At 64.2% G+C, this 21,629-nt stretch carries 21 protein-coding genes and 1 riboswitch; of the genes, 10 read left to right on the top strand and 11 right to left on the bottom strand.

Annotated features, from left to right (window positions below):
- Positions 1–22: 22 nt before the first annotated feature.
- Positions 23–967 (top strand): LysR substrate-binding domain-containing protein, encoded by a 945-nt coding sequence (locus HV765_RS13410; protein ID WP_175169961.1) that lies wholly within the window; start codon positions 23–25, stop codon positions 965–967.
- 72 nt (positions 968–1,039) lie between these two features.
- Here the strand turns inward: HV765_RS13410 and HV765_RS13415 are convergent, their stop codons facing one another.
- Genes HV765_RS13415 through HV765_RS13425 form a run of 3 tightly spaced genes read right to left on the bottom strand, consistent with a single transcriptional unit; the run spans position 1,040 to position 3,599 of the window.
- Entirely contained in the window at positions 1,040–1,828 is a 789-nt protein-coding gene (locus HV765_RS13415) for an ABC transporter ATP-binding protein (protein ID WP_054426187.1), read from the bottom strand.
- Positions 1,816–2,586, bottom strand: a complete 771-nt coding sequence (locus HV765_RS13420) for an ABC transporter permease (RefSeq protein ID WP_054426186.1) — start codon at positions 2,584–2,586, stop codon at positions 1,816–1,818. Before HV765_RS13420 ends, HV765_RS13415 begins: the two co-directional genes overlap by 13 nt.
- Before the next feature lie 14 nt (positions 2,587–2,600).
- Entirely contained in the window at positions 2,601–3,599 is a 999-nt protein-coding gene (locus HV765_RS13425) for an aliphatic sulfonate ABC transporter substrate-binding protein (RefSeq protein WP_054426184.1), read from the bottom strand.
- A gap of 263 nt (positions 3,600–3,862) precedes the next feature.
- Here HV765_RS13425 and HV765_RS13430 point away from each other — a divergent pair, with 263 nt between their 5' ends.
- The 4 genes from HV765_RS13430 (at position 3,863) to HV765_RS13445 (ending at position 7,452) form a co-directional block, all read left to right on the top strand.
- Positions 3,863–5,050: an NAD(P)/FAD-dependent oxidoreductase gene (locus HV765_RS13430; RefSeq protein WP_175169962.1), complete on the top strand. Its 1,188-nt coding sequence runs from the start codon at positions 3,863–3,865 to the stop codon at positions 5,048–5,050.
- A gap of 4 nt (positions 5,051–5,054) precedes the next feature.
- Positions 5,055–5,624 (top strand): HutD/Ves family protein, encoded by a 570-nt coding sequence (locus tag HV765_RS13435; RefSeq protein WP_175169963.1) that lies wholly within the window; start codon positions 5,055–5,057, stop codon positions 5,622–5,624.
- Between the two features lie 149 nt (positions 5,625–5,773).
- Entirely contained in the window at positions 5,774–6,523 is a 750-nt protein-coding gene (locus HV765_RS13440; protein WP_175169964.1) for an electron transfer flavoprotein subunit beta/FixA family protein, read from the top strand.
- A complete protein-coding gene (locus HV765_RS13445; RefSeq protein WP_175169965.1) occupies positions 6,523–7,452 on the top strand; it encodes an electron transfer flavoprotein subunit alpha/FixB family protein in 930 nt (309 codons plus the stop codon). The genes HV765_RS13440 and HV765_RS13445 overlap by 1 nt, the downstream gene beginning before the upstream one ends.
- A 7-nt stretch (positions 7,453–7,459) precedes the next feature.
- Here HV765_RS13445 and HV765_RS13450 read toward each other — a convergent pair whose 3' ends face one another.
- The 3 genes from HV765_RS13450 to HV765_RS13460 form a co-directional block, all read right to left on the bottom strand.
- Positions 7,460–8,473, bottom strand: a complete 1,014-nt coding sequence (locus HV765_RS13450; protein ID WP_054426174.1) for a LysR family transcriptional regulator — start codon at positions 8,471–8,473, stop codon at positions 7,460–7,462.
- Positions 8,474–8,528: 55 nt separating this feature from the next.
- Entirely contained in the window at positions 8,529–9,332 is an 804-nt protein-coding gene (gene hutG / locus HV765_RS13455; RefSeq protein ID WP_175169966.1) for an N-formylglutamate deformylase, read from the bottom strand.
- Between the two features lie 215 nt (positions 9,333–9,547).
- Positions 9,548–10,483 carry a LysR family transcriptional regulator gene (locus HV765_RS13460; protein WP_254600557.1) on the bottom strand — a complete coding sequence of 312 codons (936 nt, stop codon included), beginning with the start codon at positions 10,481–10,483 and terminating at the stop codon, positions 9,548–9,550.
- A 122-nt stretch (positions 10,484–10,605) separates the two neighbouring features.
- On the opposite strand from HV765_RS13460, the gene HV765_RS13465 reads away from it, so the two are divergent.
- Positions 10,606–11,808, top strand: coding sequence for an MFS transporter (locus HV765_RS13465; RefSeq protein WP_175169968.1), 1,203 nt, complete (start codon positions 10,606–10,608; stop codon positions 11,806–11,808).
- 8 nt (positions 11,809–11,816) lie between these two features.
- Here HV765_RS13465 and HV765_RS13470 read toward each other — a convergent pair whose 3' ends face one another.
- Positions 11,817–13,211, bottom strand: coding sequence for a lysozyme inhibitor LprI family protein (locus HV765_RS13470; RefSeq protein ID WP_175169969.1), 1,395 nt, complete (start codon positions 13,209–13,211; stop codon positions 11,817–11,819).
- Positions 13,212–13,316: 105 nt separating this feature from the next.
- On the opposite strand from HV765_RS13470, the gene HV765_RS13475 reads away from it, so the two are divergent.
- Complete coding sequence (locus tag HV765_RS13475; protein WP_175169970.1) at positions 13,317–14,000, top strand: MarC family NAAT transporter; 684 nt, start codon at positions 13,317–13,319, stop codon at positions 13,998–14,000.
- Positions 13,987–15,009, top strand: a complete 1,023-nt coding sequence (locus HV765_RS13480; protein WP_175169971.1) for an Lnb N-terminal periplasmic domain-containing protein — start codon at positions 13,987–13,989, stop codon at positions 15,007–15,009. The genes HV765_RS13475 and HV765_RS13480 overlap by 14 nt, the downstream gene beginning before the upstream one ends.
- Here the strand turns inward: HV765_RS13480 and HV765_RS13485 are convergent.
- Positions 15,006–15,641 (bottom strand): TetR/AcrR family transcriptional regulator, encoded by a 636-nt coding sequence (locus HV765_RS13485; protein WP_175169972.1) that lies wholly within the window; start codon positions 15,639–15,641, stop codon positions 15,006–15,008. The two genes, HV765_RS13480 and HV765_RS13485, sit on opposite strands and share 4 nt — an antisense overlap.
- 188 nt (positions 15,642–15,829) lie before the next feature.
- On the opposite strand from HV765_RS13485, the gene HV765_RS13490 reads away from it, so the two are divergent.
- The gene (locus HV765_RS13490; protein ID WP_175169973.1) at positions 15,830–16,033 is read left to right on the top strand and encodes a hypothetical protein; all 204 of its coding nucleotides are present in this window, start codon (positions 15,830–15,832) and stop codon (positions 16,031–16,033) included.
- 95 nt (positions 16,034–16,128) lie between these two features.
- Here the strand turns inward: HV765_RS13490 and HV765_RS13495 are convergent, their stop codons facing one another.
- The 3 genes from HV765_RS13495 to HV765_RS13505 form a co-directional block, all read right to left on the bottom strand.
- Positions 16,129–17,265 (bottom strand): porin, encoded by a 1,137-nt coding sequence (locus HV765_RS13495; RefSeq protein ID WP_054426155.1) that lies wholly within the window; start codon positions 17,263–17,265, stop codon positions 16,129–16,131.
- A 496-nt stretch (positions 17,266–17,761) separates the two neighbouring features.
- A complete protein-coding gene (locus HV765_RS13500; protein ID WP_175169974.1) occupies positions 17,762–19,048 on the bottom strand; it encodes an LLM class flavin-dependent oxidoreductase in 1,287 nt (428 codons plus the stop codon).
- Positions 19,049–19,053: 5 nt separating this feature from the next.
- On the bottom strand, positions 19,054–19,836 hold the full coding sequence (locus HV765_RS13505) for a 3-oxoacyl-ACP reductase (RefSeq protein ID WP_054426378.1): 783 nt from the start codon (positions 19,834–19,836) through the stop codon (positions 19,054–19,056).
- Between the two features lie 107 nt (positions 19,837–19,943).
- Positions 19,944–20,049: riboswitch (TPP riboswitch) on the top strand.
- A 101-nt stretch (positions 20,050–20,150) separates the two neighbouring features.
- Here HV765_RS13505 and HV765_RS13510 point away from each other — a divergent pair.
- Complete coding sequence (locus tag HV765_RS13510; protein WP_175169975.1) at positions 20,151–21,602, top strand: sodium:solute symporter family protein; 1,452 nt, start codon at positions 20,151–20,153, stop codon at positions 21,600–21,602.
- Positions 21,603–21,629: the final 27 nt, after the last annotated feature.

A 21,629-nucleotide genomic window follows, 5' to 3' on the forward strand; every position in this document is an offset into this window, starting at 1 on the left:
TGGGTTGAGATAAACTCAACCGATGCCCGAACTGCCCAACCACACGCCGCCGCTGGCAGCGTTGCGCGCCTTTGAAGCCGTCGCCCGCCTGGGCAGCCTGAGCCGCGCCGCTGCCGAATTGCACGTCACCAAGAGCGCCGTCAGCCATCAGCTGCGCGCGCTGGAAGCGGATCTGGGCGTGCCGCTATTGCGGCGGGGCGGCACAGTACGCCGCGCAGAGACAACCGCCGCGGGCACCGAGCTGCTGGCGTCCGTACAACAGGCCTTGACCCTGTTGGATACCGCGTGCCGCAATGTGCGCGCCTCGGCGCGAGGCCGCCGACGCTATACCTTGAACGTGTCCGCCAACCCGTCGCTGGCCGCGCTGTGGCTGGCGCCGCGCATCGGCCGCTTCATTGAATTGCATCCCGACATCGGCGTTCAGGTCTACCTGCACGCCAGCCAGGACCCGGCCTGGAAAAGCCAGGACATTGATCTGGCGTTCTTGCACGTGCGCGCGCGCGGGCCGCATCTGGCCGAGCCCGGCGATATTGCGTTGATGACCGAAACCGTCGTGCCCGTGTGCAGCCCCACGCTGATTGCCGAGGCGGATCGCAATGACCCTCGCGTTTTCCTGCGCCATCGCTGGCTTGAAGAAAAGCACATCGACAGCCCCGAAACCGATTGGCGCACGTGGAGCCCGCGGTTGGGCCTGGCCGAATCCGATTGGCAGGAGCCCATGGTGCTGAGCGGCCTGAGCACGGTGGTGGCGGCAGCCGCGGCGGGCGTCGGCATTGCGCTGGGCCGCGCGCCGCTCATCGATGAAGACCTGGCCAGCGGCCGGCTGGTGCCGCTGATGCCGCAACTGCGCATGCCGGGTTCGTGGGGCTACGTGATGCGCATCCACGCCAACCGGCCGATGGATGCGTCGTTGCCCGCGCTGGTGGAGTTTCTGGCGGAAGAAGGGCGCAGCAAAGGGGCGTGGTAACGCGGGACTGATCACCCGACCGCCCCACCTCCAGCCCGTCGGATCGCGGTGGGCGGCTTTCCTGGGGGCGTTTTAGTCGCTGGTCAGTTCCATGCTGCGCGTCACTTCTTCCTGCACGCGCTCCCAGATCGACCGCTTCAATTCCACAAAGCGCGGTGACAACTGCACATCAGCGCTGCGCGGATGCGGCAGGTCGTTCTGGATGTCTTGCACGATGCGCCCGGGTTTGGAACCCATCACCGCCATGCGCGTGGACAGCGTCAGGGCTTCGTCGATGGAGTGCGTGATGAAGACAATCGTCTTGCCGCTTTGCTCGTAGATCGACAGCAACTGGTCTTGCAGCACCTGACGCGTCATGGCGTCCAGCGCGGCGAAGGGCTCGTCGAACAGCATCACGTCGGGGTCATTGGCCAGCACCCGCGCAATCGACACGCGCTGCTTCATGCCGCCTGACAGCGCATGCGGATACTTGTCCGCCGCCTGCTTTAAGCCGACCATTTCGATGAACTTGCGGGCAATCGGCGCGCGTTCCTGCTTGGACATGCCGCGCATCTTCAGGCCGAATTCCACGTTCTCTTGCACCGTGCGCCACGGAAACAGCGCGTACTGCTGAAACACCATGCCACAGGCGGCGGTTACGTCGGTGACGGTCTTGCCGTTGATGGCGACGGTGCCGGTGTTGGGCGTGATGAAGCCCGCCATCAGGTTCAGCAAGGTGGACTTGCCGCAGCCAGACGCGCCCAGCAGCACCAGGAACTCACCGCGCTTGACCTCCAGGTTCACCTTGTCCAGCACGGTCACGTCGCCATAGGCCTTGGACACATCGGTCAGCTGGATCATCGTGTCGTTCATCGTTGCCATGCCAGCACCCATCGTTCAAGAAGCCGCAAACACAAGTCAGTTACCAGGACGGTGAAACTGATCAGGACCATGCCCAGCACCACGGTGTCGGTCTGGAAAAATTCCTTGCCGTTCATGATCATGAAGCCCAGACCTTCCTTGGACGCGACCAGTTCGGCAGAAATCACGCACGTCCATGACAGGCCCAGAATGATCTTCATGCCCGATAGAATCTGCGGCAGGCATCCGGGGAACAGCACTTCGCGCATGACCTGCCAGCGGTTGGCGCCCAGGTTGCGCGCCGCCCGCACCAGCACCGGGTCGATGCTGCGCGACGCTTCCATCACGTACAGCAGCGCTGGCACGAACGACCCCATGAACACGATGCTGTACTTCTGCGTTTCGGTAATGCCGAACCACAAGAGCGACAGCGGAATCCAGCTCATGGAGGGCAGCGGGCGCAGAAACGAAATGATGGGGTCGAAGACGGCGCGCGCCACCTTCGATGTGCCCAACAGAATGCCCAGCGGAATGGCCACGATGACGGCCGCCAGAAAGCCCACCATCACGCGGCGCGTGGAGGCCAGCACGTTGTAGAACAGCGTGCCCTGGTCCGACATCGACATGGCGCGCGCCAGCACCTGCGACGGCGCGGGCAGGAAGATCGGGTCGACCGCGCCGGCGCGGCACAGGCCTTCCCACAGCAACAAAAAGCTCAGAAGCGAAAACACGCTGACCCAGATCAGCCGTGTTTCCCTTGAAGACGAACGCGTGGACATGGCTTGTGTCCCGCTTACAGGTACGAGGCCTGGACCCAGTCCTTGACGGTGGGTGCGCGGTCGATCTGCTTGAGGGACACCAGCATTTCGGCCAGTTGCTGCATGCCGGTGACGAACTTGCCCGGCTCCACCATCAGCGCTTGCTGGTCCGCAGCCGAATACCACTGCGTCTGCTTGATGACGGCCAGCTGTTCTTCCTTGGACAAGCCCGTCAGCTCCAGCAGCACGCCTGCGGCCTCATCGGGCTGCTCGGTCAGCATGGTGTTGGCCTGGAACACGGCGTGCAGGAATTTCTTCACGGCGTCAGGGTTCTCTTTGCCCAGCTTCGTGTGCGTCAGCAGCACATCGGGGCCGGGGGTGATGCCGTATTGCTTGTAGAGCGAGAACGCCGTGTCGTCCAACAGCACGTGCGTGCCAGGCACGGCCTTGATGCGGTCGAACGCCGGGGTCCAGGCCACCGCCGCGTCGATCTGCTTGCCTTGGTAGGCAGACAGCAGGTTGGTCGCGGGCAGGTTGATGATGGACACGTCGCGGTCCGGGTTCATGCCCGCCTGACGCAGCACGTCCAGCAACAACACGTGCGCGCTGGAGGCATAGGTGACGCCGATCTTCTTGCCCTTCAGGTCAGCTACCGACTTCACGTCTTCGCGCACCAGCACGCCTTCGGCGCGGCCGAAGTTGTTGGGCGTGGCAATCACCTGAAATTGGCGCGCGCCCGCCGCCATCAAGGCCAGCGACGACACTACGCCCGTGCCGGCCAGGTCGATGTTGCCGGCCATCACGGCGCTCATGCGGTCGGACGACGTGGCGAAGCTCTGCCACTTGATGTCCAGGCCCTGCTTGGCGAACAACCCCGTCTTCATGGCGATGTAGGCCGAATAATGCCCCAGCCAGGCCGAGCCGCCGTACGTGTATGACGCATTGGCGGCGCGGCCGATCATGGGAAAGCCCAGGGCGCTTGCGCCCGCCAACGCTGCGGTGCGCACCAACATGGCGCGGCGATTCATGTTCATATTTTTCCCCTACGTAAAGTAGATTGACTGATAGATGTCATGTCGCCGGCACTCTGTGGTGCGGCAGACGAGACTTTCACCCGGGCATCGCGCCGCAGCATGAATATAAGGATTGGCGATGGTCGAAATTTGTTCTGCTTAAACAAAGCGGGCGGAACGTCGGCGTTTCATCAAGGCTTTTATTCAGTATTCGCGGTGCTTATATTGCGAAGCGCCACCCACGGCAGGTTCACACTCGCGCCACTTGTCCTTGGAGCCTTGTCGTGAAAAGTTATGACGTGATCGTGATTGGTGCCGGCGTGATCGGCAGTTCGGTGGCGTTCCACCTGGCGGAGCTGGGCGCCAAAAACGTGCTGGTGCTGGATCGCGCCACGATCGGGGCGGGCACGACCTCGCAGTCTTCCGGCATTTTGCGCACGCACTATTCGGTGCGCGAAAACGTGGAGCTGGCCCAGCGTTCCTGGAACGTGTTCAACAACTTTGCCAGCTATGTCGGCGACGACGAGGCGTCCTGCGGCCTGGTCAAGTGTGGCTACCTGATTACGGCGGCCGACGACGACAAGCTGGAACCGTTGCGCGGCGCGCTGGATCAGCAACGCGCGCAAGGCATTGCGCTGGAATTGCTGAACCCTGCCCAAGCCCGCGAACTCCTGCCGATTGCCTCGTTCGATGATGCCGCGCTGATCGGCTATGAACCCGAAGCCGGTTTCGCCGACGCCTATCTGGTGGCGACCAGTTTCGCGCGCGGCGCACGCCGCCGGGGCGTGACCATTCGCGAAAACGTCGACGTGCGAAAACTGCTGATCGAGAACGGCCGGGTGATTGGCGTGTCCACGTCTGATGGCGATTTCGCCAGCCCGCTCGTCATCAGCACGCAAAACATCTGGACGCCCGAACTGGCCGGCTGGACCGGCGTGGCGATGCCCGTCGTGCCTGAACGCCATGCCGTGCTGGCGCTGGAATGCAGCGAGGCGCCCTATACCTATTCCATGCCGGTCTTCAAAGACCTGGCGTCGCCGGGCATGCTGTATTGTCGCAGCTATGGCGGCAACCAGATGCTGGTCAGCGAAGGCATCGTGGGCGAGGCGCTGCAAAAGAGCGACGCCGAGCAAGGCGATATTCCGCTGGACTACGTGGCCGAAGTGGGCGAACAGGTTGCCGCGCGCTTCCCGGCGTATGAGACGGCAGGCCTGGCCTCGTCCTGGACCGGCGTGTACGACGTCACGCCAGATTGGAATCCGGTGCTGGGCCGCGTGCCCAGCGTGCAGGGGCTGATTGTGGGGTTCGGCTTTTCGGGTCACGGCTTCAAGCTGTCGCCGACCGTGGGCCGGGTTCTGGCGCAGGAAGCGCTGGGGCTGGCCACCGACGTGTCGCTCAAGCCTTACGACATCGGCCGTTTTGAAAGCGGCGCGTTGTTGACGGGCAAGTACGGCCTTGGCGCGGTGTCCTGATCCGATGCGCGCCGTGCACGCCAACTGGCAGGACTTGCCGCCTGAACCCTGGAAAAACGGCGGTGGCGTCACGCGCACCTTGGCGGTGGATGACGCCGCCAGCGCATGCATGATGCCGCCGCGTTGGCGGGTTAGCGTGGCCGACATCACCCGTGATGGCGCGTATTCACGCTTCCCGGGCGTTGACCGCGTGTCGGTGGTGGTGTCGGGGGCGGGCGTGGCGTTGCGTGGCGACGGCGAAGACATCGCGTTGTTGCCAGGCAGGGCGGTCGCGTTCGCGGGCGATGTCGCCTTGCAGTCGCGCTTGCTTGAAGGCGCGGTGCGCGTGCTCAATCTGTTCGTTTTACGTGGCGCGGTTCAAGCGCAGGTGCGCTGCGGTGGCGCGCAGCCCGTCACCGTCAAGGCCGGATCGTTGGAAGACGCCGCCGGCCCCGCATCCCACGTGCGCATCGTGGTGGACGCGCAGAATTTTTTTATCGACTCGTCCTGTCAGGACGATGCCGTGTCCGCAGACGCGTTGCCGCCGGACGCCGTGCGGATTGATCTGCACATGGCGGCGTTTGGCACGGTTTGATCGTTGCGTTTGATGCGTTTGATGCGTTTGACGCGGTTGATGGGTTTGTTTGTTGGGTTGCTCTATTGGGCTTGATTATTGGGTTTGATTATTGCTATTCGCGCCCCGCGCGGCGCGTTTTGTTGATTCCTTGATTCAGGAGTGTTCGCATGAAGGTGATAGCCGCGGTCAAGCGCGTGGTTGACTACAACGTCAACGTGCGCGTCAAGGCCGACCAGAGCGGCGTGGAGATCGGCAACGTCAAGATGTCGATGAACCCGTTTGATGAAATCGCCGTCGAGGCGGCCGTGCGCTTGAAAGAGCAGGGCGTGGCGCAAGACGTGGTTGCGGTGTCTTGCGGCACGGCGCAGTCGCAGGAAACCTTGCGCACGGCCTTGGCCATTGGCGCCGACCGGGGCGTGCTGGTGCAAACCGACGTTGCCCTGCAACCGTTGGCGGTGGCCAAGCTGCTGCGCGCGGTCGTGCAAAAAGAACAGCCCGCGCTGGTGATTCTGGGCAAGCAGGCCATCGACGATGACGCCTGCCAAACGGGTCAGATGCTGGCCGCCCTGCTGGGCTGGCCGCAAGCGACCAACGCCAGCGCGATTGATATCGACGGCGGTGTTGCGCGCATCACGCGTGAGGTGGATGGCGGCCTGGAAGTGCTGGAGCTGACCTTGCCCGCCATCGTCACCGCCGACCTGCGTTTGAACGAGCCGCGCTACGTCACGCTGCCCAACATCATGAAGGCAAAGAAGAAGCCGGTGGATATCGAGACACCCGAGGCATTGGGCGTGGACCCCGCGTCGCGGCTGGAAACGCTGCGCGTGGAAGAGCCCGCCGCGCGCGCGCCCGGCATCAAGGTGGCCGACGTGGCCGCGCTGGTCGACAAACTGAAGAACGAAGCGAAGGTGATCTGATGACGGTCTTGGTTATTGCCGAACACGACAACCGCGCCCTGAACAGCGCAACGCGCAACGCCATTGCCGCTGCCGGCAAACTGGGCGCGCCCATTCATGTGCTGGTGGCGGGCGCGGATGCGCAAGCCGTGGCGGATGCTGCGGCACGTACACCGGGCGTGGAGAAAGTGCTGTGGGCGGAAGCGCCGCATCTGGGCGAAGGGCTGGCCGAGAACCTGGCCGCGCAGGCCGTGGCCGTCGCCGCGCCGTACTCGCATCTATTCCTGGCCGCCACCACGCAGGGCAAGAACGTGGCCCCGCGCATCGCCGCGCTGCTGGACGTGGCGCAGGTGTCTGACGTGATCGAGGTGTTGGCGCCCGACACGTTCAAGCGCCCCATCTATGCGGGCAACGCGATTGCCACGGTCAAGAGCGGTTACCCGGTGGTGGTGGCGACGATCCGCCCGACGGCGTTCGATGCCGTGCCGGCCGAAGGCGGCAGCGCGGCGGTGGAATCCGTTGCGGCGGTGGCCGATATGGGGCTGGCGCGATTCAAGCGCCGCGAGATCGCCGTGTCCGAACGCCCGGAATTGGGCGGTGCGCGCGTGGTGGTATCAGGCGGCCGGGGTCTGGGCAGCGCCGACAACTTCAAACTGCTGGACCCGTTGGCTGAAAAGCTGGGGGCGGCACTCGGCGCCTCGCGCGCGGCGGTGGATGCGGGCTATGCGCCCAATGATTGGCAGGTGGGGCAAACCGGCAAGATCGTTGCGCCGGAACTCTACGTGGCAGTGGGTATTTCAGGCGCCATCCAGCATCTGGCCGGCATGAAAGACTCCAAGACCATCGTCGCCATCAATAAAGACGGCGATGCGCCGATCTTTGGCGTGGCGGACTACGGCTTGGTGGGCGACTTGTTCGACGCCGTGCCCGCGCTGGCCGCGTCGCTGTAACGCAGGCTTAACGCCGCATGCTGCGCCACAGCGTGGCAGGCGGCAGCCCGAGCGCCGGCGCGATGTCTTTCTGAATCAGGCGTTCTACCGCCATCAGGATCACGTCGCGCGCTTCGGTGGGCAGCTTGCCCACTTCCTGCTGACGCGCGGCCAGATACAAGGTGCGCGACAGGCTGGGGTCATCCGCGCGGGTCACGCCCAGGTACGGCCCCAGCGGCAACACGCGCAGCTGGTCCACAAAATGGCGCGACTGCCAGATGCACAGTGGCGTGCTGATCGCAAAGCCGATGCCGCCAGTCACCAGGCTGAGCAGCGGGTCGGTGTTGTCGAATTCAAAAGTGCGTTCGATCATCACGTCGTGTGATTCGATCAGACGGTCGATCTCGGCGCCGATGAACGAACGGGCGCTATAGCGAATGAACTGCGTGCGCTTGCCCAGTTCCTTCAGCGTGGTGATGGCCGACATGTCCATGGACCGCGGCACGATCAGCACATAGGGTTCGCTGAACAAACTGTACTTCTTGATGGTGGGCTTGCCCGCGACTGCGCTGGTGGTGACGACCAGATCCAGCTGCCGGTCTTCCAGCTGCTTGTCCAGCACGGGCGTGATGCCCGACCACAGCCGGATCTGGCGCGACGCGCCCGACAGGCCGTGGATCAGCGTTGGCCCCAACGTGCCCGCAAAGGAATCCACGCAGCCAAAGCGCACGATGTTGCGTTTGGCGCGGCTCAGGTTGCGCACGCTTTCCGTCATGTCGCCCGCTTGCGCGAGCAGGCGCGCGGCATGGTCGAACAGCAGTTCGCCTGCGGGCGTGGGCCGCGCGGGGCGGGTGCTGCGGTCAAGCAGCTCGGTCGACATCGCGGCCTCAAGCTGCTTCACGCGCTGCGATACCGCCGCTTGCGACAAGCCCAAGAGCCGCGCCGCGCCGGATACCGACGCGGCTTCCACCACCGCCACCCAGGTCAGCAGCAGGCTCCATTCCGGATAGTTTTCCGTCGTGCTGAAGGAAAAACGGTTCATCGCCTGGCGGTGTCCTGAGGGGGGCTTAGGGTGTGCTGCGGGGGGCGCGTGTTGCTTAGCGCTGACGCGCCGTGGTTTGGCGCAGCGCGGCTTGCACCATGCCTTCAACGACGGGAATGACCTTGCCAGCCAGATCGGCGCGGTAGCCATAGGGATGCGTTTCGTCCATGTAGGTGGACTGGCACATTTCCAGCTGGATGGCGTGGATGTTGTCGGCCGGCGAGCCGTATTGGCGCGTGATGTAGCCGCCCTTGAAGCGGCCGTTGATGGCCCAGGTGTAGTCCGCGCAGCCGTCCAGTTGTTCGCGGACGGCGGCCAGGATGTCGGGCGCACATGCCGCGCCATCGGACGTGCCGATGTTCAGGTCGGGCAGCTTGCCGTCGAACAGACGCGGCAGCACGCTCGCGATCGAATGCGCTTCCCACAGCAGCACCGTGCCGTGTTCGGCCTTGATGCGGTCGAGTTCTTCGCGCAGCTTGGCGTGATAGGGCTGCCAGTACGTTTGCAGGCGGTGCGCGCGCTCGGCGTCCGTCAGCACGGCGTCGTTCTGATAGAGCGCGTCGCCGCGGAACGTTTGCGTGGGGCACAGGCCGGTCTTGGTCTGGCCGGGGTACAGGCTTTCGTCGTTGGGCGGGCGGTTCAGGTCCACCACATAACGCGAATAGCGCGCGCCAAGCACGGACGCGCCCAGCGCCTGGGCAAATTGGTACAGCGTGTCCAGATGCCAGTCGGTATCGCCGGATTGCAGGCCCAGCGGCGTCATCTGTGCGCGTTGCGCATCGGGAATCTGGCTGCCGAGATGGGGAATGGAAATCAGCAGCGGCGAGGTGCCACGGCTGAAATGATAGAGGTCGCTCAAGGGAAAACTCCGGGTCACAAAGTCAGTGCGCTGCGGGCTCGGCCGCAGATGACGGGCGCTTGTATGCTAGGCAGCGCGGCCCGTCGCGGTAATTGCATCAGTTTAATGGATATTGATAATCAGGAAGGGTGATGCAAAAAAATGGGCTGGTGAAGCATGGGTTGCACGGGTTGCATTCATTGCATCGGTGGCATCGGTTGCATGGGTCGCATCGGTTACGCGTACGGGCGCCACGGCAGGTCGGTGCTCCAGGCAGCGGCGATGTCATCGATCAGCACGCGCACTTTAGGCGATAGATGCCGCCGATGCGGATACACCGCATACACCGGCGCGCCCGCGCCGGCCACGGATTCCAGCACGGGGGCCAGGCGGCCGGCGCGCAAGTCGTCGGCCACCAGGAACGCGCCCAATTGCGCAATGCCGTCGCCGGCCACGGCCGCGTCGCGCAACGCCTCGGTGTGGCCCACCCGTAGCCGGCCCGCCACCGGAACCTGGCGTTCCTGTCCCTGAACGGTAAAGCGCCATGGCACCGGTTGCCCGGTATGCGTGAAGACCAGCGTCTGATGCTGGGCCAGCGCGTCGATGGTGGCGGGCGCGCCGTAGCGATGCAGATAATCGGGCGCAGCGCAGGTGATCAGCCGGTGGGGCGCCAGCACGCGCCGCACCAACCGGCTGTCTGCTTCGCCGCCAATGCGGATGGCGACATCGATGCCGTCGCGCACCAGATCGGTGTAGTCGTCCGAGAAACTGATGTCCGCGTCCACGTCCGGCCAACGCCGCAAGTAGCCGCGCACCAGCGGCATCACATGCAAGCGGCCCAACGAGACAGGCAGGTCGATGCGCAAGCGGCCACGCGGCGCCTGCTGCCGGCTGGCCATGGCGTCGGTGGCGTTGTCCACCTCGGACAAGATGCGTTGCGCGTGCTCGTAGAAGAGGCGGCCGTCGTCGCTCAGGCTGACGCTGCGCGTGCTGCGATGAAACAGCCGCACGCCCAGGCTTTGCTCCAGACGCGCAATGCACTTGCCGATGGCGGATCGGGACAGGCTCAGTTTTTCAGCGGCCGCGGTGAAGCTCTGCGCGTCGGCCACGCGCACGAAGGCGAGGACGTCGCCGATGTGATCGAGCCGTTGAAGCGGGGGCGGGTTGTTCACGAAAGATTGTCCACGGTTCGTCCCTTGTATTGCGCTTGTTGCCTGCTTTATCTTCGAAATGGAAACAGTAGACTGCATAAGGGTCGACCCCGCAATGGGGCTTTTCTGGAACGCAACGCACGATGACCCAAACCTCTACCCCGCAAGCCGGCAGACCGAATTCGGCTTCAACTTCCTTGCGCGCCTGGCTGGGCGTCACCGCCGTGGGGCTGGCCACCTTCAGCGTGGTCACCACCGAAATGCTGCCGGTGGGCTTGCTGGTGCCGATCACGCACGAATTGAATGTATCGGTGGGCGAGGGTGGTTGGATGCTTTTCGTGCCGGCCATTCTGGCGGCCTTGTTTGCGCCGCTGATCGTCATCCGGCCCAAGGGCACCGATAGCCGTTGGCTGCTTTGCGGGCTGCTGGCCTTGCTGATGGGGGCGAATCTGGCCAGCGCGCTGGCGCCGTCCATGCCGTGGTTGTTGGGCGCGCGCGTGCTGGTGGGCATTTGCATCGGCGGCATCTGGGCGATCGCGGGCGGGCTGGCGGGCAGACTCGTTGCACCGCACGCGGTGGGTGTGGCCACCGCCATCATCTTTGGCGGGGTTGCGGTGGCCTCGGTGCTGGGCGTGCCGCTGGGCGCCTTCATTGGTGAGCTGGCAGGGTGGCGCGCCGCGTTTGGGACGATGGCGGTGTTGTGCGCAGCCGTGCTCGTGCTGATCTGGCTGGCCTTGCCGCCGCTGCCCGCACCGCGCGGCTTATCGGCGCGCGAACTGGCCTGGCTGCTTTCGAATTCGGCGTTGCGGCGGGGCTTGCTGATCACCTTGTTCATGGTGGCGGGCCATTTCATGGCGTACACCTTTGTGCGGCCGATGCTGCAAACGCAGGCGGGGTTTGGCCAGCAATGGATAGGCCTGTTGTTGTTCGCGTATGGCGTGGCGGGTGTGGCGGGAAATTTTCTGGCGGGTTCCGCCGCCGCACGCCGTCCCGCCGCCGTTTTGATGACAATTGCCGTCACCTTGCTGCTGACCCTGGCGCTGCTGGGCGGGCTGGGCCATTGGCCGCCGGCCAGCGCGCTGTTGTTGGTGGTGTGGGGGCTGGCGTATGGCGGCGTGTCGGTGTCGCTTCAGATCTGGATGCTGCGGGCGGCGCCTGACGCGGTGGACGCCGCCACGGCCTTCTTCGTGGCGATGTTCAACCTGGCGATCGCGGCGGGTTCCTTCTTGGGCGCGGCCAGCGTGGATGCGCTGGGCTTGCAGATGAACGCGTGGCTGGCGGCGGCGTGCATGCTGTTGCCGGTGGGCGCGCTATGGCGCCGGCCGCACGCGCTGACAGCCGCGTGATGGCGCGATCAGTCGCCGCTGAACATCGGCCGCAACGACGTTTCAAGGCGGACGGCGTGGCGCCTGCCTTCGACCTGGAACTCGTCTTCTTTGCCATTCGGCGCCGGATCGCGCAACCACATCAAGGCCGACAGACCCGACTTCGCGTCGTAGCTGCCGAACCAGTCGATCAGCCGCCCGAGATGGCAGCGCGCGCCCACCTGCACAGGAAAGTCAGCGACGATCTCGATCGAATAATGTCCCGGGCCGTAGTGGTAGTAGGCATCCTGATCATCCGCTTTGACGCCCGCAGGGATGGGGCAGAGCGGACGGGCGGGAGAGCCCGGCTCGCGGGCGGCGGCGGGCCCTTGCGCGGTTTCAGGATCAATGCGCGTCAACGCTTGCGTGAGCGCGGCGTGCAAGGAGTCGTCCAGCGTGCGGGCCGGTTCTTTGTCGGCGCGCTTCTGGTGTTTGGGAATGCTTAGCTGATAGCGGTAGCGCACGGTCAGCGTGGGGGCGTCGCCGGGGTCACGGAAGGGGCGCAGCAGGTAGACATCGTCCGCGCCGTAGCGGCTGTTGCGATAGGCCGCGTAGACGCGTCCGCGCAGCGTGATCCAGTCAGCCGCCTGGTTGGAGCCGCGTCCATTCAGCGTGTACAGGCCGGAGGCGGATTCGCGGTTGCTGTCGCCTGCGGTGGCGGTGAATTTGCCTTTGTCTCGGCGCAGGGCGCTGACGTCCGAGAACAAGCCCGTGCCGCCGGTGTAGGAGTCGATCACCACGTCGCGCAGGCCGTCGCCGTCCAGATCCATCAAGGTGTAGGACGCCACGCCGTTCTCGCCGCCTGACTCGATGCCGGATGCCAGCAGCGCCGCCCATTCATCTTGCGATACACCGTGGGGGCGTTTGGTGGGAAATTTGGCTTCATCATCATCGTCACTTCGAACATTGTCGAAGCGCGTCTTGCCGGTTTTCACCGACAGCGCGGCCAAGGTGGACTTCAGCGGAAACTCGGCATCCGTCTGGCTCGCGGTTTGTACGGCCTGGCGCAAATCTTCAAGCGCCTGCCGGTCGGTCTCGTCCGGCACATAGGCGTTGGCACGGCGCAAACCATCCTGCAAGGCGCTCAGGCGCAGCAGGGTTTGGTCGCGGATGCAGTCGGTGTTGCCGCCGCAGCGGTTGCGCGTGCGCAGCCAGTCGCGTTGTTCATCGCGCAGCGCGGCGCGCCCGTCCGGCCGCGCAGCGCCAAGCTTGGCGTAAGCGTCCGACAAATCACTGTCTTGACGAAGCAGGTCGGCGTTGGCGCAAATGGCCAGTTCGGTCGGCGTTTTGGCTTGGGCGCAATTCATCCCGGCGGCAAGCGCGGGCGAGGCCAGGGGCAGCAAAATGAGCAGGCCGCCGAGCAAGAGCTTGGGAGTCGGGGTCAATAGGCACCGGGAAATGTGTAAGGTAGAGGGCATTACACGATTGAACGTTGAACCAGGCAAGCGGCCCGTCAGGTAAATGGGCCGCCTCCTTTTTTTATGAGCCCCATGATTGACGATCTGATCCAACTCGCCAAACTCACCAGCCTTGGGCTGGCGCTGATGCTGCCCTTGGCCAACCCGCTGACCTCGATGACGCTGCTGCTGTCGCTCGGCGCGCAGATTCCTTATAAAGAGCGCGAACGCCAGGTGACGCAGGCGGCGTATTACGTGGTCGGCATCATGTTGGTGACCTACTACGCGGGTGCGTGGATCATGCATACGTTCGGCATTTCGATTCCGGGCTTGCGCATTGCGGGTGGCCTGATCGTGGTCAGCATCGGTTTCAGCATGCTGTTCCCGCCTGCCGAACCGCGCTCGCTGGCGGCGGAAGCGGCCGCCGACGCCAAGGCGCGCGACACGCCGAACATCGCGTTCGTGCCACTGGCGCTGCCTGGAACGGCGGGGCCAGGCACCATCGCCATGATCATCAGCGGGGCGGCCTCGATTGATGGCGCGATCACGCCACAGTATCCGACGTGGGTGGTGGCGGTAACGCCCATCATCGTGTTCGCCTTGCTGGGCGTGCTGTTCTGGATCTGCCTGCGTTCGGCGGGCCGCATCGTGGCGGTGATCGGGCAAAGCGGCGTGGAAGCCATTTCGCGCGTCATGGGCTTCCTGCTGGTGTGCATGGGGGTTCAATTCGTCATCAACGGCGTGTTGGAAATTGTGGGCAAGCATGTTGGTGGATAAGCCGGTGCGCCGCGCTGGACGCTTGCGTCGGGGGCTGGTGGGGGTGGGGCGCGTGCTGGTCACGCTGCTGGTGGCCGCGTCCGCGCTGTGGGGTTGTCTTGCGCTGTGGTATCAGGCGCCGGGCGGCGTGTGGGGCAAGGGGGCGGCGGCCGCTGTGTGGGCCGCGCTATGCCTGGGCGCGGCGGTGGCGTTGTGGCGCGCGGGGCCGTGGCGGCGGGCAGGGTGGGCGTATCTGATCGGGCTGGTCCTGCTGGCCGGCTGGTGGCAAACGCTTGCGCCGTCCAATGACCGCATCTGGGCCGACGACGTGGCGAAGATGCTGCGCGGCACGGTGCAAGGTTCGACGGTCACGCTCGAGAACGTGCGCAATTTCGATTGGCGTACGGACACCGACTACACCGCCCGCTGGGAAACGCGGCAATACGATCTGGACAAGCTCGTGTCCGTGGACATGGCGCTGTCTTACTGGGCGGGCCCGGCCATTGCGCACACGCTCGTCTCCTTCGGTTTCTCCGACGGGCGGCACGTGGTGTTCTCGGTTGAGATCCGCAAGGAACGCGGCGAACAATTCTCCGAGATCGGCGGCTTCTTCAAACAGTTCGAATTGAGCGTGGTGGCGGCCGAAGAGCGCGACATCCTGTATGTGCGCGCCGGACCTCGCGGGGAAAGCGTGTATTTGTACCCAGTGCGCATGCCAGAGCGCGCGATGCGCGAGCTATTTCTGTCCTACGTCAACACCGCCAACGCGCTGGTGACGACGCCGCGCTTCTATCACACGGTTACGGCCAACTGCACGACATTGGTCTACCGCATGGTCAACGCCATCGTGCCGGGCCTGCCGTTGGACTTACGCATCCTGCTGTCGGGCTATCTGCCCGAATACCTGTACGACCAGGGCGGACTAGATACCAGCGTCCCGCTGGACGTGCTGCGAGCGCGGGCATCGATTGGCCATCAGGCCCCGCCGGGTGACGACCCGCTTGCCTTCTCCCGCCTGATTCGGCCTTAAACCTGATACGCGCGCAGCAACGTATCAATGCCGTAATGACAGGTCGCCAGCGCTTCGGCGGGCGGCCCGTCGGCATAGCCGCCGACCAGCCGCGCGTGGAACGCAATGCCGTTGATCAGGTTGCCGAGCGTCAGCGCCGCCTGGCGCGGATCGTCAATCTTCAGTTCGCCTTGTTCACACGCGGCGCGCAGGCACTGTTCCAGCGGCGCATGAATTTGCGTGTCGACGGCCTGTTGCAGGGACGCCGCCAACTGCGGCATGCGATGGCATTCCGACACCAGCAGCCGGTGCAGCGCGGCTGATTTGGGTTGCACCGCATAGGTCAAGAGCCGCACCGCCAACTGCTGCAGCGCCGGCCCCACCGCTTGGCCGGGCGGCGCCTTCAGGAACACGGCGGCCCGCAAGTTGTCCAACTCGAATTGCAGCACGGCAGCCAGCATGCCTTCCTTGCTGCCAAACAGCTGATACGCCGTGGCGGCGGACCCGCCAGCCTGCTGCACGATGCGTTGGATGGACGTTTGTGCGTACCCAAGTTCCAGTAACAACTGACTGGCCACTTCAAGCAGCCGCAGCCGCCTGGCTTCGCCCTTGGTGGTCAGGGCGCGCGGCATCGGATCGGCCGAATCGCTCATCACCTGTTTCTCCCGGTTTCCATGGCATGGACATGACAGGGTTTTACCCCGTTTCGTCATGTAATGTGGAGTACATTTCATTTTTGAGCGCCGCAAAAGCGCGCTTCAAAAGAGTCAAAAGCGGGTATTTCCCACGCGAGTTGTTGACCCGGGACGAGTCCGGGCTGTTTTTGTAGGAGGGCGCCCGAATGTCCTGGCTGACCCTGAGCAGTGCCTTGATCATTGCGGCTGCCGCTGGCGCCGTGCTGTTGCGCCACCCCGGCGTGCTGTTGTACGACTGGATTGCCACTCGTAAGGCGGGCACCCGTACACGCGCAGCCCTGGTCGCCCCGAAAGCGCGTCCGCAAGCCGCCTCCGCCAAGCACGCCCCACCCGCCGCTCTGGCGGGGTAAAAAAATCCACACATAAAAAAAGCCACCCGTTTCCGGGTGGCTTAAGTCGTCAAGGGCGCCCCGACTCTGCTCAGTTGGGGCGGCCCGCAGCCTGCTTAGAAGCGATGGCGGATGCCGACGCCAACCGTGCTCATCTTGTCACCGTTGATGAAGGCGGCGCCATCGGCGTAGGACGCCAGAGCGTACAGGTTGGTCCGCTTGGACAGATCATACGTGTAGCCCAGGCTGTAGATGTCCATGGCGTACAGGTTCTTGTTCGGATCAGCACGCTGCCACGACGCGAAGACGTTGCTGGCGGCGCCGATGGGGGCGCTTACGCCGACCATGTATGAGTTGATGCGCAGGCCGTCCCACGTGAAGCGGCCATTCGTGAAGCCCTGGCCGTTGGCCGGGCCGCCTGCTTGCTGGCGGCCGCCCATCAACGAGAAATCCTGGCCGGCGAAAACGCCGTCTTCGGAACGGCCATAAGCCAGCGACAGCTTGACCACTTCGAAGTCGTAGGCGGCGCCGATAATGAACTGCTGCGGTTGCGGCTGGTTCGGCTTGCGGTATTGCACGTCATAGGACAAGGCCACCTTCAGCGGGCCGTTGTCGTAACGCACGCCGGCCGTCCAGGCGCGGTTGTTTTCCTTGGTCTTGAAGCCGGTCGGGCCTTCGACGTCATCGGTCGAGAACGAATAGCCCACGCCGCCTTGGAAGCCGCTCCAGACCGGGGTCTGGTACATGACCATGTTGTCGTAGCGAACCGTGTTGGCCGCGCTGAAAGCCATACCCATGTTGGCGTTCAGGTAGTCGAGCGAGAACGGATCAATGTCGCCGAAGTACTTGGACGCGATGTTGGTTTGGCGGCCCAGTTCCAGCAGACCGAACTGCTCGCTGTTCAGGCCGACGGTGGCTTGACGGCCGAACAGGCGGTCGCCTTGCGAACGGTTGCCATTATTGGCGGTGAAGCCGCTTTCCAACGTGAAGACAGCCGACAGGCCATCGCCCAGGTCTTCCGTTCCGCGCAGGCCAAAACGGGAACCGTTCTGGATGCCGTCGTTCATGCCGATCCGGGAGGAATAGTCGCCGCCGTTCACGCCACGGTTTGCGTCCGTGGTGCCAACCTTGCCACGTTGATAGGTCAGGCCCAGATCGACAATGCCGTACAGGGTGACAGACGTTTCAGCTTGGGCCGCACCGGCCATGCCAGCCAGAATCGCGCCTACGAGCAAAGTTTTCGTTAGTTTCATATCCACATCCGGTTCTAAGGCTTGTATTGCCTGCTTTCAGCATTGCGAAAGCAGCCCTGGTGTCCACAATAGGGAACACCGCCGGAATACATGAAACTGAAAACTACATAATGGTTCGGAATATACAAATTGGGGTCGTATTCCGATGGCTTACCCCTGACTCCTTCCTTAATGGCTAAGATTCAGTTACTTGAGACACATATGAAAACCTCCGATTTATTGCGAGATAACAACAGTTCTTTAGAGAAATGAACGGGAGTTAATCGCTAATGCAGGGAGAGTCACGATTTGAAGGGCGAATTTGAGCGGGGCCTCTTTCGTACAAATTGATAAATTGTGTCTATCATTTCGTTGCGATGAAGGCCCTGAAGGGTCGTTCCGCTGCCGTGTACGCGCGTTCGCGCAACTCGGGGGGCGCTGGAGATGCCGCTACGGCAGCCCGTAACTTTCAAGAACGTAACGGTGCCGTCGCCCCTATGGCGCGCTGCGCAAGGTATTACCGGCCAGGTCTTTCCAGCCCAAGATGACCGCGCAGCGTGCGATGTTCGTACTCAGTGCGGAACAGCCCGCGCCGTTGCAGCACGGGAATCACCTGTTCCACAAAGTCGTCGATGCCGCCGGGCAGAGACGGTGGCATCAGGTTGAAGCCGTCGGCGCCTTCGTTTCTGAACCAGTGTTCCATCTTGTCCGCGATCTGTTCTGGCGTGCCGACCATGGTGCAATGGCCGCCGCCCGCCGCCAGTCGGCCAAGTAACTGGCGCACGGTGGGTTGTTCGGTTTCGATGATCCGCAGAATGGTGCCGTACCTGCCTTTGGGCCCCTTGAAATCTTCAAGGGGCGGCAGTGGCGGCACGGGCGCATCCAGTTCCCACGCGCTGCAATCCTGCAGCACAAAGGTGCCCAGTTGGCGCAGCGACGCATCGCTGGGCAGCAGTACGTCCAGCTCGCGTTGCTTGGCGCGGGCCTCGGCCTCGGTGGACCCCACATACGTGACCAGCCCCGGCATGATCGGCACAAAGGCGCTGCGGCCGGCCGCAAGCACGCGTTGTTTGATGTCGCGGTAATAGGACTGCGCGGCGGGCAGGTCGTAGGCGACCGCATAGATCGCTTCCGCGCGCCGGGCGGCCAAGTCGCGGCCCTGGTCCGATGCGCCGGCCTGGAACAGCACCGGATGGCCCTGCGGCGGGCGTGGCACCGTCAGCGGGCCGTCGACCAGAAAATGCTCGCCATGGTGATGGATGGGTTGCACGCGTTCGGGCACGCCATAGACGCCGTTGCGGTCGATGGCCAGCGCATCGTCTTGCCAGGAATCGAACAGGCGCAACGCGACGTCGACGAATTCTTCAGCGCGCGCATAGCGCCATTCATGGCCGGGCATGGCTTCATAGCCATGGTTGCGGGCCTCGGCGTCGAACATCGAGGTGACCACGTTCCAGCCCATGCGGCCGCCCGAGATGTGGTCCAGCGACGCCACCATGCGCGCCGCGTGAAAGGGCGTGAAGAAGGTGCTGGACACGGTGCTGATCAGGCCGATGTGCGTGGTGGCGCGCGCGATGGCGGCCATGGTCGTCAGCGGTTCTAGATACCAGCGTGGGCCGTCGCCGATGTTGTCCATCGACTGCCCATCCGCAAAGAAAATGGCGTCCAGCTTGCCGCGTTCGGCCGTGCGCGCCAGCGACTCGTAGTAGCTGATGTCGCCCAGCCGTTCGGCCGCCGAATCGGGATGGCGCCACGCCGCGCGGTGGTGGCCGCAGCCAAAGATGAACAGGTTCAAATGCAGCATGGCGCTTAGTTCTTCACGAGGCCGCCGTCGACGACCAGGTTCTGGCCGGTGACGCTGCGCGACCAAGGGCTGGCAAAAAACAGCACGGCGTCGGCGAACTGTTCGGGCGTGGTGACGGTGCGCAGCGGCGTGCTGGCGGCAATCAAATCGAACACCGCTTCGGGCGTTGCAGCCGACGCGTCGGTGGTGCGCAGCAGGCCGCCCGACACCATGTTGACCGTGATGCCATGGGGCCCGAGGTCATGCGACAAGGTCCGCGTGAACGACAGCAGCGCAGCCTTGGCGGCGGTGTAATCGTGATACGGCACGACCGGGTTCTGGACCAGGTTTGTGCCGATGTTGATGATGCGTCCGACCCCGGCCTCACGCATGCCGGGCAGCGCCGCCTGAGTCGTGTTCAACGCGCCCCGCACGCTGCCTTCGATCTGCTGATTCAGGTTGTCCCACGTCAACGTGTCCGCATGCGGGCGGGCGTCGCCATTGAACTGGAACGCGGGCAGCGCGTTGTTGACGACGGTGGTGACCGGCATGCCGAAGTGGCTTTGCGCCTGCGCCACCAACGCCTGCACCGCCTGCGCATCGCGCACATCGGCCTGGATAGCCAGCGCGCGGCCCGGTGCGGTGGCGGCCAGCGCCTGCGCGGCGTCAGCGCTGTTCAGGTAGTTGATGACCACGCGCGCGCCTTCACGCAGAAACGCGCGCGCGATGTGCGCGCCCAGTCCACGGGCGCCGCCCGTGACAATCACCAGTTGTTCGTTCAGGGCAGGGGCGGGGTGTGCAAGGGACATGATCGGCTCGTCGGTTTCACCGGCACGCATGCAATCGGGTGCCGCAAGCGGGCGAACTTAGCACATTCCACGCGTTGACATTGACGCGCCGCTCTCCTACTCTTGCGGTCAATTCCTGGGGGAGCCCTGTTGGGCTGAGATTCCGCTTCATTGCGGTAACCCTTTGAACCTGATCCGGGTAATGCCGGCGAAGGGAAGGACATCGCACGGTTCGTGCGCCCTCCCTAGACTTTTATTCATCAGCGGCCCCTGTTACCGGACGGGCCGCTGCGCTGCGCGTCCGGCTGTCCGCCGGACCAGGGAGGACCGACTTCATGCTGACCCAATCCACCGCCTTGATGTGGCTGCTGCTGTTCTCGGGCGGCTTCGCCGTCGCCAGCGTCCTGTACACCCGGCGCAAGCGCGGCTCGCTGGAAGACTACATCGTGGCCCGCAACAGCCAGGGCGCGTTCGGCACCATCCTGACGTTGATGGCGTCAACGCTGGGGGCATGGATTCTGTTCTCGCCCGCGCAGGCCGCAACCTGGGGCGGACTGGCCGCAGTGATCGGCTACGCGCTGGGCTCGATGTCACCGCGTCTGGTCATGATTCCGCTGGGCCGGCGCATGCGTGAACTGATTCCGCATGGGCATACGCTGACTGAATTCCTGATGGCGCGCTACGGCCGGCCGATGTACGGGCTGGCGTTGTTCATCATGCTGTTCTACCTGTTCATCGCCTTGTCGGCCGAGGTGACGGCGATTGCAAAACTGGTCACCATGCTGGCGCCCGTGCCGCTGTGGGCCACCGCCGCCATCGTGATGGGCACGACGCTGCTCTACACCACCTACGGCGGGCTGCGCTCGTCGATCTTCACCGATCAGGTGCAGATGATGGTCATCGTGCCGTTGCTGGTGATCTTGTGCGTGGTCGGCTGGCAAGCTGCGGGTGGCGCGCTGCCCACTATCGAAGCCCTGCAAGCGCGCGCGCCACAATTGCTGGACCTGACCGACCCCGTGGGCGTGAAAGCCGGCCTGACTTTCTTCGTGGCCATCTTGCTGACCGGCATCTTTCACCAGGGCAACTGGCAGCGAATTTATGCCGCAAAAGATGCCCGGTCGATGCGCAATGGTTTTCTGCTGGGCGGCATCCTGGCCGCACCGTTCATCTTCCTGATGGGCCTGTTCGGCCTGGCGTTCGTGGGCCTGGCGCCGCAGGGTGACAGTTCCATCGCACTGTTCAGCGTCATCATGCCGCACGCGCCCGCGTGGTTCGTGATTGCGTTGATCCCGCTGGGCCTGTCGTTGGTGATGAGCACGGCCGACACGGCAATCAGCGCCGTATCGAGCATCGTCGCCGTCGACATGCGCCGGCTGATGCCCAACGCCAACGGCATGGACATGAAGCGGCTGGCTCGCTGGGCGGTCTTGCTGCTGGCGATTCCGGTGATGATCGTGGCCTCGCAAGGCTACAGCGTGCTGTACCTGTTCCTGCTGGCCGACCTGCTGTGCTCCGCCGCCGCGTTCCCCGTGTTCTATGGCCTGTTCAGCCGCAAGCACGATGGCGTGACGGCAACGACGGCGACCGTCGCGGGGCTGGCGGCAGGGCTGTTCTTCTTCCCGGCCCCGGGCGACAAACCCACGTTTCTGCTGGAATCGTTCCTGCTGGCGGCGTTTGTGCCGGTGCTGGTTACCGTGCTGATGCGCCTGACGCGGCGCGGTATTCGGGAGTTTGATTTTTCGACGCTGAGCGCGGCGGTGCGGCGGTTGGATAAGGACGCGGTGTAAATCCCCGCCGCGCAGTCCGCCCGGAAA

The organism is Achromobacter kerstersii (assembly GCF_902859595.1).
In the GTDB taxonomy this organism is placed as follows: Bacteria; Pseudomonadota; Gammaproteobacteria; order Burkholderiales; family Burkholderiaceae_B; genus Achromobacter; species Achromobacter kerstersii.

Bases quoted from the DNA above. Each gene is read 5' to 3' on its own strand.
- HV765_RS13410 (WP_175169961.1), top strand. From the start codon at position 23: ATGCCCGAACTGCCCAACCACACGCCGCCGCTGGCAGCGTTGCGCGCC.
- HV765_RS13415 (WP_054426187.1), bottom strand. From the start codon at position 1,828: ATGGCAACGATGAACGACACGATGATCCAGCTGACCGATGTGTCCAAG.
- HV765_RS13420 (WP_054426186.1), bottom strand. From the start codon at position 2,586: ATGTCCACGCGTTCGTCTTCAAGGGAAACACGGCTGATCTGGGTCAGC.
- HV765_RS13425 (WP_054426184.1), bottom strand. From the start codon at position 3,599: ATGAACATGAATCGCCGCGCCATGTTGGTGCGCACCGCAGCGTTGGCG.
- HV765_RS13435 (WP_175169963.1), top strand. From the start codon at position 5,055: ATGCGCGCCGTGCACGCCAACTGGCAGGACTTGCCGCCTGAACCCTGG.
- HV765_RS13440 (WP_175169964.1), top strand. From the start codon at position 5,774: ATGAAGGTGATAGCCGCGGTCAAGCGCGTGGTTGACTACAACGTCAAC.
- HV765_RS13445 (WP_175169965.1), top strand. From the start codon at position 6,523: ATGACGGTCTTGGTTATTGCCGAACACGACAACCGCGCCCTGAACAGC.
- HV765_RS13450 (WP_054426174.1), bottom strand. From the start codon at position 8,473: ATGAACCGTTTTTCCTTCAGCACGACGGAAAACTATCCGGAATGGAGC.
- HV765_RS13465 (WP_175169968.1), top strand. From the start codon at position 10,606: ATGACCCAAACCTCTACCCCGCAAGCCGGCAGACCGAATTCGGCTTCA.
- HV765_RS13475 (WP_175169970.1), top strand. From the start codon at position 13,317: ATGATTGACGATCTGATCCAACTCGCCAAACTCACCAGCCTTGGGCTG.
- HV765_RS13480 (WP_175169971.1), top strand. From the start codon at position 13,987: ATGTTGGTGGATAAGCCGGTGCGCCGCGCTGGACGCTTGCGTCGGGGG.
- HV765_RS13485 (WP_175169972.1), bottom strand. From the start codon at position 15,641: ATGAGCGATTCGGCCGATCCGATGCCGCGCGCCCTGACCACCAAGGGC.
- HV765_RS13490 (WP_175169973.1), top strand. From the start codon at position 15,830: ATGTCCTGGCTGACCCTGAGCAGTGCCTTGATCATTGCGGCTGCCGCT.
- HV765_RS13495 (WP_054426155.1), bottom strand. From the start codon at position 17,265: ATGAAACTAACGAAAACTTTGCTCGTAGGCGCGATTCTGGCTGGCATG.
- HV765_RS13500 (WP_175169974.1), bottom strand. From the start codon at position 19,048: ATGCTGCATTTGAACCTGTTCATCTTTGGCTGCGGCCACCACCGCGCG.
- HV765_RS13505 (WP_054426378.1), bottom strand. From the start codon at position 19,836: ATGTCCCTTGCACACCCCGCCCCTGCCCTGAACGAACAACTGGTGATT.
- HV765_RS13510 (WP_175169975.1), top strand. From the start codon at position 20,151: ATGCTGACCCAATCCACCGCCTTGATGTGGCTGCTGCTGTTCTCGGGC.